The sequence below is a fragment of the Protofrankia sp. Cas3 genome (genome assembly GCF_963555955.1).
GTDB lineage: Bacteria > Actinomycetota > Actinomycetes > Frankiales > Frankiaceae > Protofrankia.
The window spans coordinates 1-9080 of record NZ_CAUVXP010000194.1 but is presented as its reverse complement, the minus strand read 5'-3'; the positions used below and the strand labels follow the sequence as shown (position 1 = coordinate 9080).

General features: G+C 66.1%; 7 protein-coding genes and 1 pseudogene. 3 read left to right on the top strand and 5 right to left on the bottom strand.

Features of this window, described 5'->3' with window-relative positions; genetic code table 11:
* A partial coding sequence (locus U9983_RS24415; RefSeq protein WP_322756259.1) for a DUF445 family protein occupies positions 1–352 on the top strand: 352 nt, incomplete at its 5' end.
* A gap of 579 nt (positions 353–931) precedes the next feature.
* Complete coding sequence (locus tag U9983_RS24410) at positions 932–2215, top strand: DEAD/DEAH box helicase (protein ID WP_416211517.1); 1284 nt, start codon at positions 932–934, stop codon at positions 2213–2215.
* A gap of 180 nt (positions 2216–2395) precedes the next feature.
* Here U9983_RS24410 and U9983_RS24405 read toward each other — a convergent pair whose 3' ends face one another.
* Both U9983_RS24405 and dnaE read right to left on the bottom strand, forming a co-directional pair.
* Positions 2396–2599: a hypothetical protein gene (locus U9983_RS24405; protein ID WP_322756258.1), complete on the bottom strand. Its 204-nt coding sequence runs from the start codon at positions 2597–2599 to the stop codon at positions 2396–2398.
* A 401-nt stretch (positions 2600–3000) separates the two neighbouring features.
* Positions 3001–6558, bottom strand: coding sequence for a DNA polymerase III subunit alpha (gene dnaE, locus U9983_RS24400; RefSeq protein WP_322756257.1), 3558 nt, complete (start codon positions 6556–6558; stop codon positions 3001–3003).
* A gap of 250 nt (positions 6559–6808) precedes the next feature.
* On the opposite strand from dnaE, the gene U9983_RS24395 reads away from it, so the two are divergent.
* Entirely contained in the window at positions 6809–7339 is a 531-nt protein-coding gene (locus U9983_RS24395; RefSeq protein WP_322756256.1) for an IS66 family transposase, read from the top strand.
* An 84-nt stretch (positions 7340–7423) separates the two neighbouring features.
* Here the strand turns inward: U9983_RS24395 and U9983_RS28140 are convergent, their stop codons facing one another.
* From U9983_RS28140 to U9983_RS24385, 3 genes and pseudogenes are all read right to left on the bottom strand, one after another.
* Complete coding sequence (locus U9983_RS28140; protein ID WP_416211516.1) at positions 7424–7852, bottom strand: hypothetical protein; 429 nt, start codon at positions 7850–7852, stop codon at positions 7424–7426.
* Positions 7827–8558 carry a DUF433 domain-containing protein gene (locus U9983_RS24390; RefSeq protein ID WP_322756255.1) on the bottom strand — a complete coding sequence of 244 codons (732 nt, stop codon included), beginning with the start codon at positions 8556–8558 and terminating at the stop codon, positions 7827–7829. The genes U9983_RS28140 and U9983_RS24390 overlap by 26 nt, the downstream gene beginning before the upstream one ends.
* A gap of 80 nt (positions 8559–8638) precedes the next feature.
* A pseudogene (locus tag U9983_RS24385) lies at positions 8639–9080 on the bottom strand (hypothetical protein); the annotation flags it as partial.

Sequence of the window (9080 nt, the reverse complement as noted above, 5' to 3'; positions counted from 1 at the left end):
GAATACCACCAAATCCATCCTATTGGATATTGCCGGCGATCCGGACAGCGTCCTGCGGATGCGGATGGCCGACGAACTGCGGATGCTCGGTCATCGACTGACCACAGAACCACGGCTGGGCGCGGGCGTCGACGCCGCAGCGACCGACATCATGGCGTGGATCGTCAACCGGTACCGATCCGAGATCACAGGTGTGATCAGCGAGACGGTCGCGCGCTGGGAACCGACCGAGACCGCGGCCAAGGTCGAACTCCATGTGGGTCGTGACCTGCAGTACATCCGTATCAACGGCACGGTGGTCGGCGCGCTCGCCGGGCTGGTCATCCATCTCCTGACAGGCCTGCTGCTGTGAGAGCGACCAGGATGGCCCCGGCCCGGCGTGCGCGAGGTCTCACCTGCGGCCGGCGACATCCGGGGTGGTGATCGGTGTACGCTGAACCCGCTGGCGGCCACAGGCCGTCCATGGTGTGCGGTTTTCGAACCACATGCCCGAGGTCCGTGTGACAGTAGGTCGGGGCGAACCCAAGAGGGTTCACTCTGATCATGCTTTGGTGACGCGGCCCGAGCTGGACGCACGACCGCTGCCACATGATCGCCGACGCATCCACGCGGCGACCTCGACACGACGGACGGATGAACCCTGTCTCAGCACGGTGACACTCAGCCCTCCCCTGCCCGCCGACGTTCCCGGCCCGCTCGCGGTGGTGGTGGCAGCGGCGGCGGCGGCGCCTACCGCGGTCGCGGCGGCCCTCGTCCGGGCGGCAAGCAGAACGGCCCGAACCGATCCGCGACTCCGCCCCGCCCGACTCTGCCGACCCGCGAGCCACGGCCACCGGTCAGCTCCTTCGCGGACGCCGGCCTGCCGGCGGCCCTCGTCAGCGCCCTTGCCCGACAGGGGATCACCGCCCCGTTCGCAGTACAGGCCGCAACCCTGCCCGACGTCCTGGCCGGTGAGAACGTCCTCGGCCGGGCAAGCACCGGATCGGGCAAGACCCTCGGGTTCGGCCTGCCGATGCTCGCGGAGCTGTCGAAGAACCGCGCTGTCGCGCCGGGACGCCCCCGCGGTCTGATCCTCGTTCCGACCCGGGAACTCGCCCAGCAGGTCCACGACGCGCTGGACCCGCTCGCCCGGCCACTGGGCCTTCGGCTACGCGCGGTGTACGGCGGGACGTCGATCTCCCGCCAGATCAGCTCGCTGCGGCGCGGAGTGCACATCGTCGTCGCCACGCCCGGACGCCTGGGCGACCTGATCGAACGCGGTGCCTGCTCTCTGGAGGAGATCGCGATCACGGTGTTGGACGAGGCCGACTACATGTGTGACCTCGGCTTCCTCCCGGCCGTGCGAGCGCTGCTGGACGCGACCCCGGCCGGTGGTCAGCGGCTGCTGTTCAGCGCGACCCTCGACCGCGAGGTGGAGGTGCTGGTCCGTCAGTACCTGCCGGAACCGGTGCTCGTCGCCATCGACTCGGAGACCGCGCAGGTCTCGACGCTGTCGCGGCACGCTCTCGAAGCCTCGGATCCGGCTGCCCACACCCGCCTGGTCACCGCGCTCGCCGGTGGTTCCGGGCGGACCCTGGTGTTCGCTCGCACCCAGCGGGGCGCGGACCGGCTCGCCGAGCAGCTCACCCGCTCGGGCGTCCCGGCCCAGCCGCTGCACGGCGGCATGGCGCAGAACGCTCGGACCCGGGCGCTCGCCGGGTTCGCCGACGGCGCGCACCGGGTACTGGTCGCCACCGACGTGGCCGCTCGCGGCATCCACGTCGACGGCGTCGACATCGTGGTGCACGCAGGGCTTCCGAGTGATCCCAAGACCTACCAGCACCGCGGCGGACGGACGGCCCGAGCGGGCGCGCACGGCGCCGACGTGCTCGTCTCGCTGCCTGAGGAACGTGGCATCGTACGCGCGCTACTGCGTGCCGCCGGTAGTGACGCCCAGCCGGAAGCGGCCGACGCGGACGCCGAGGTCGTGACGCGCCTCGCCGGACCGCCCGCGCCTCGGATCCTGCCGCAGCAGCGGACCGCCTCGGCCGAGTCGGTCTCGGCCAGGGTGCCGGCGCAGGGACGGCCGTCCGGCGGCTCGCGGCGCGGCACGGACAAGCAGTGGGGTGCCCCGGCATCCCGCGGTGGTTCGGCATCCGGCCGCGGGTCTGACCAGCAGCGCCGCGGGGGGCGCCGCCAGGGTCCGCCATCCACGACGACAACCGGTCAGGCCTGATCCGACCGGCGGCCCCAAAAGCGTAGATCCAGCCAAAGGGCGTGCGATCATGATTTCTCCCGCACGCCCGGCGGCCCCTGTAATCTGAGGCAGAATATCGAAGGCCGCGGCACCGACTCGTTCGGTACCGCGGCCTTCGGCATAGCGTGTTCAAGCCATAGCGTGCTCAGGCCGACCTGTTCAGAGCCGGCCCGACACTCCGGCCGCAACGGCCTGCTGTGCTACGCCCAGGCGAAGGCGCAACGGGTTCGCGACGGAACGCGCGATCCGCCACGGTTCGGACGCGCTGTCCACCCGGCCGTCGACGTCCCCCTCCGACGCCCCCCACTGACCCGACCACGGCCCACGCGACTCCAGGTGGACCGATTCGTCCTGCTCAGACACTGGCAATGCCCCCTCCCACAACGACGACATGCATAAGCAACCCGTAATGGCACAACGCAGTGGCATAAAGTGATGACACGACGGGCGTGTCCGCATCCCGCAGACACCTGGCTACAAACCATATCGAACCCGGCTCCGGGACGATAAGGCAGTCGTGGGTGAGAATGTTCATCCACGGTCACAGCCGGCTCATACACAATGGCATTGACCGTTTGATGGGTATCCGGCGTGTCAAGCCGTCGGTGGGACTGTCCCCCGTCGGTAGAACCCGGCCGGCGTAGCGCGGGCGGGTCGCGCATGGGCCGCCGTCGGCCGACAGTTGACCCAGGGTCTGGGCGACCCAGGGTCCGGGCGACCCAGTGGCTGAACGACTGCGCGAGGGCCGTCTCGTCAGCTCGCGGTCACGAGGCGACGGCCTTCGCGCCGAGAAGACTTTTGATGTCTCCCCAGAAGGCTCCGGTCGTGTCGACCTCGGGTCCGAGCTTGAGCAGGGAGGTCCGCCGCGGGCTCTGCAGCCGCAGGTGCACGGGGGTGCTGCCGGGATGGGTGGTCAGGATGTGCTTGAGGTTGTTGACGAGGTCCGGGGTCACCTTGTGAGTGGGTACCGTGAGGACAACAGGCGGCTCCGCGTCCGCACTGACACTCGACACGTCGAGCGTGGTGAGATCCTGTCCGAAGATACTGATGGCGCCGTCGCGCTCATTGAGCCTGCCCCGCACGGAGACGACGGCGTCGGGCACCAGCTCAGTGCCGTGGATTTCATAGCTCTTCGGGAAGAACAGAACCTCCACGGCGGCGTCGAGATCCTCAAGGGTGATGATGGCCCAGAGGCTGCCGCTGGTCTTGTTGACCCGCCGATCGACCTTCGCGATCACGCCCGCGATGCGGACAGCGCCCTCGCTTCGGCCACTGTCAAGAAGATCGACGATGGAGGTGTCCCGATTGCGTTCCAGGATCTTTTCGGCGCCCTCCAGCGGATGGCTGGAAACGTAGAGGCCGAGCATCTCGCGTTCCTGCGCCAGGAGTTCAGGGCGCGGCCACTCCGCGGCACTGAGATCGAGGTTGAGACCGATCTTCACCGGTTCGCCCTCGTTCTCGTCGCCATCTCCGAACAGACCATACTGGCCGAACGCCTCAGCCCGCTTAGGGCCGACGACGGCGTCGATGGCGACCTCGTGGACACTCACCAGCGCCCGGCGGGTGTGGCCGAGCGAATCGAAGCTGCCCGCCTTGATGAGGGAATCGACGGTACGTTTGTTACAGACACCGATCTCGACCTTGTCGAGGAAATCCGGGAACGAGGTGAACGCGCCCTTCTTCTGCCGCGTGGCCCTGATCGAGTCGACCACCGGCGCCCCGACGTTCCGAATGGCACCCAGACCGAAACGGACGTCGGTGCCGACCGGGGTGAAATACAGGGATGAGTCGTTGACATCCGGCGGCAGCACGCGGATCCCCATCTTCCGGCACTCCGCCAGATATACCGCCATCTTGTCCTTGTCGTCGCCGACGGAGGTGAGCAGTGCGGCCATGAACTCGGCTGGATAGTTGGCCTTCAGATAAGCCGTCCAGAAGGAGACGACACCGTAGCCGGCGGTATGCGACTTGTTGAATCCATAGCCGGAGAACGGGAGCAGAACGTCCCACACCGCCTGCGCGGCCACCTTCGAGTAACCTTTTTCGTCCATGCCCACCATGAACTCGGCATAGCTGGCGTCCAGGATCTCCTTCTTCTTCTTCCCCATGGCGCGGCGCAGCAGGTCGGCCTTGCCGAGGCTGTAGCCGGCGAGCTCGCGCGCGATGGCGAGCACGTGCTCCTGGTAGACGACGAGATGGTAGGTGTCGCCGAGGATGCTTTCGAGTGCGTCCCGCAGTTCCGGGTGGATGGGCGTGATCGGCTTGCGGCCGTTCTTGCGATCGGCGTACTCGATGTGCGAGTTCGCCGCCATGGGTCCCGGTCGGTACAGCGCCAGCACGGCCGCGATGTCCTCGAACGTCGTCGGCGCCATGAGACGCAGCAGACTGCGCATGGGACCACCGTCAAGCTGGAACACCCCGAGTGTGTCACCACGGGCCAACAGCTCGAAGGTGGGGACGTCTGCCAGCGGAAGGGTCTGGAGGTCGAGGTCGATCCCGCGGTTCTGGCGGATGTTGCGGATCGCGTCGTCGATGACGGTGAGGTTCCGCAGGCCCAGGAAGTCCATTTTCAGCAGGCCCATGTCCTCGCACTGCGGGAACGGGAAGCCCGTGATGATGGCACCGTCGGCGTCGCGCCGGTGGATCGGCAGAACATTCAGCAACGGTTCGGAGCAGAGAATGACCCCGGCGGCGTGCACGCCGGTTCCACGGGTGAGCCCTTCCAACCCGCGGGCCGTGTCGATGACCTTTCGGACCTCCTGATCGGTTTCGTAGAGGCCGCGAACCTCCGCCGCCTCGCTGTACCGCTCGTGTTGGGGATCGGTGATGCCCGACAGCGGGATGCCCTTGCCGAACACGTCCGGCGGCATCGCCTTGGTGATGCGGTCGCCGAGGGAGTAGGGGTAGCCCAGGACGCGGCAGGAGTCCTTGATCGCAGCTTTTGCCTTGATGGTGCCGAAGGTGAGGATCTGGCAGACCTTCTCCTCACCGTATTTCTCCGTCACGTAACGGATCATGTCGCCGCGACGGCGTTCGTCGAAGTCCAGGTCGACGTCGGGAGGGGTGACCCGTTCGGGGTTCAGGAACCGCTCGAAGATCAGTTTGTGTTCGATCGGGTCGAGCTCGGTTATCCCGAGGACGTAGGCGACCATCGAACCGGTGGCCGAGCCGCGTCCCGGCCCCACCCGAATACCCTTGTCGCGCGCCTCCCGGCAGATGTCGGCGACGACCAGGAAGTAGGCGGGAAAACCCATCTGGTCGATCATCCGGAGTTCATAGTCGATCCGCTCGCGGACATCCTGCGAGGGGTTGGCGCCGAACCGGTGCTCCACTCCTGCGGCGACCTCTTTGTACAACCACGACAGCTGGTCCTCCCCGGCGGGGACGGGGAAGTGTGGCATTCGGTCGACAAAGGTGAACACGTCGTCATACGGTTCGACCCGCTCGGCGATCAGCAGAGAACTGTCGCAGGCGCCGGAAACCTGACCGTCCCACAGCTCCCGCATCTCGTCGGGGCTCTTGAGGTAGTAGCCGTCTCCGTCGAACTTGAAACGCTTGGGGTCGTCGAGTGTCTTGCCGGTGCCGACACACAGCAGCGCGCTGTGCGAATCCGCCTGATCCTTGGTGACGTAGTGGCTGTCATTCGTCGCGAGCGGCGCCAGATCCAGCTCCCGGGCGATTCGCAGGAGTCCGTCGCGCACGCTGCGTTCGATGGCCAGGCCGTGGTCCATCAGCTCAAGGAAATAGTTCTCCGCGCCGAAGATGTCCTGAAAGGTCGCGGCCGCTTCCAGCGCCTTGTCGAACTGACCCAGGCGCAGCCGGGTCTGGACCTCACCGGAGGGACAGCCCGTTGTCGCGATGATTCCGACGGCGTGTTCGGAGATCAGATCGCGATCCATCCGAGGTTTGCGGTAGTAGCCGTCGAGACTCGCCAGGCTGGAGAGGCGAAAGAGGTTCCGCAAGCCGGTCGCATTGGCGGCAAGCATGGTCATGTGGGTGTAGGAGCCGCTACCGGAAACGTCACCGCCTTCCCCGTCGGGGTCGGCGTTACGCTGGCCGCCCTCGCCCCAGAAGATGGGCTTCTTGTGGAAACGCGATTCGGGCGCGATGTACGCCTCGATACCGATGATCGGCTTGACACCGGATTTCTTCGCAGCTTGCTGAAACTCGTAGGAACCGAACATATTACCATGATCGGTCATGCCGACCGCGGGCATCCCGAGACGGGCCGCCTCGGCACACAGAGAATTGACCTTGGCCGCACCGTCCAACATCGAGTACTCGGTGTGAACATGCAGATGGACGAAGGAATCGCTAGCCATCGGTCCCCTTTCTTGCCCTACCCTTCCCTGAACTCTAGCGGCGCCTACCGACCGTCTCCGCCGGCGGCACAGTGGCACCAGCCTCAGCGGGTACGGGGCCGCCGAACGCTCGCGGAAGGTGACCGTCCCTGCCGGTCGCTCTACATCGACCGGCAGGGGCGGGTGGGGGTGGGGGTGGCGAGGTTTCGTACTGTGGCCGCTCCTCGGCGAAGGTCATCCGGGCCCTGCACCCGTCCAGTACGCGACGACCGTGGCCTGCCGTCCGTCCACAGCTGGGCGCCGGGCACACCCGGGCCATGCCGCCTTCGACGCCTTCGACCTGTTCAGCCGTTACACCGGCACCCTGGTGTGCGACGACTACGCCGGCTACGACACGTACGAGAAGATCCTCACTGCGCGCCAGCTGTGTAACGCGCACCTGATCCGTTCGGTTCGGGGTGTCGCCGAGGCCGAACCAGGGCTCCAGGTATGGGCGACGGCGATGATCGAGGTGCTGCGTGCGGGCCGGTCGGCCGTCAGTGCGGCCCTGGCCGAGGGCCGCACCTGCCTGACCGGCGATGAGATCGAGCAGGTCCGCGCCGCCTACCTCGAACAGGCCGCAGCCGGGATCGCCGCCAACAAGGACCGGTGCACCACCAAGGGTGGCCGGCACCCCGGATATGTGCTGGCCAAACGGCTCCACGCCATCCCACCCATGCACGCCATCCCACCCATGCACGCCATCCGTACCGCCCTGGCTGGCAACGCATGGACACCCCTACAGGCCGTCACCACAACCTGACCCCGTAGCTGGTTACGGTACAGGCGCTCTATGAGCCTGTTTTGAATCTTGGGCTCGCCCGGACAGAGGATTCAGACCAGACTCTTAACGATGTGAATCTGATGCTCCTGCCACAACACCAAATTCACATCGTTCCCAAAGAGCGCCCGGCAACAGTCCCGCGACGGAAAGAATTGCATCACGATTAGCAATTATGCGATCAGCCATTTGTGGGCCTGTCAGGTTCTGCCTGGCGAGGGCGAAGCACCGAGCCCGCGACTCAACTATCGCCTTTCGTATCAACCCATCGAATCGCATCGCCGTGTCGTTCGTCAGGATCGCCATGTTGAGAGCTGAGACTTCGGGTATCCACTCGTGATCATTAGCCGCCTGGGACTTCTCCGTGCCGTAGTGCTCCTGCATGACCACAACCACGAATCCGGCCGCGCGTAATCTGCTTGGAACGATTTTTGCCCCGAGATCACGGTCGGTGAAGAAGACCGGTGGTTCAGGCTGTGTATCGGGCCGCGACATCTATCGCGTCCGCGATCTCGTCGAGTTGGATCCCATAGTCATCAGTCAGGTCCTCGATGCTCTCGCCGGCCTGGTGACGGCGTAGGACGGTCTCGACTCGGACCCCGCTGTGGAGGAAATACGGGCGCCCGAAGTTCATCTGCGGATCAACCGCGATCAAGGCCGTGTCGTAACCGGGCAGCTGGACCCGCTCGCCGAGATCGTCGTCCGCATAAGTAATGAGCCTCAGGTACCTCTGCACGACCTCGGTGAAAACACGCTGACCGCTGCGGAGGCTGACCAACTCGAGGGCTCGACGCGCGGCCAGCGGATCGGCGTCATTGTGGTGGGCATAGTCCCACAGCAGTTCGGCCCCGACGAGGTACAGCCGCCTGCTTGCCAGGGCATGCTCGATGTCCACCTCGGCCCGCAGAAAATCGAGTGCCGGGCGGATCTGTTGGAGAGGAACGTGAGCCTGCCGGAACGCGGCGAGAACCATCCCCTCGGTCAGCCCCACGAACGGCACCGACGGTCCGTTCTTATGGGCAGGCCGCAGCGATGTGACCACAGCCTCTTTGGTGACCGCCCGACGCCCCTCAGGCCGCCGTACGTATCCTCTGGCCCAGGTGGCGAACGTCGTGCGCTTGAGCGCCAGGTATCGAGCGGCCTCCGCGACGGTGTAGAGCGGGACGGTCAGCCGTACATCGTCGGCTGCTGTCGTACTCATGGGCCGATCATGACATATCGACGGTTGATCGTGATCCTGCGGCGCGCCGGCTGGTCTGTCAACCGCTGAGGGATCACGGGTCACACCTCGTAGATCTTGATGACTTCGTCGCCGTAGTGGTTGATCGCCTTGACCGCGATCCTGTCGGTGTCGGGTTTGGGGAACGACTCCCCGTTGTACGCCGTGTCGACCATCCACAGCGCGATGCTGGGCGGGCCGTCCGAGCGGATAGCGCCGGTGGTCGGGTCATACACATCGATGCCCCGGATGTCGACCACGAGCCCGTCGGGCGTGTGCGCGATCTCGATGTCCGGCTCACCGAACACGGTGAACAGGTTCGCCGCACCCGTCTTCTTCAGGAGGTCGTGGCCCTGGCCGCGCAGCGCCTCGCGGGCGGCATCCTTGATGAAGCTCGGGCTGACCGTGCCGTGCCGTACTCCGGGCCGATCGCGACAGCCACGTGCTGCGGGGTGCCCGCGTCGGCATCCCGGCGGGTACCGACGGCCGGGCCTGTAGAAATAA

Bases quoted from the DNA above. Each gene is read 5' to 3' on its own strand.
- dnaE (WP_322756257.1), bottom strand. From the start codon at position 6,558: ATGGCTAGCGATTCCTTCGTCCATCTGCATGTTCACACCGAGTACTCG.
- U9983_RS28140 (WP_416211516.1), bottom strand. From the start codon at position 7,852: ATGTCGCGGCCCGATACACAGCCTGAACCACCGGTCTTCTTCACCGAC.
- U9983_RS24390 (WP_322756255.1), bottom strand. From the start codon at position 8,558: ATGAGTACGACAGCAGCCGACGATGTACGGCTGACCGTCCCGCTCTAC.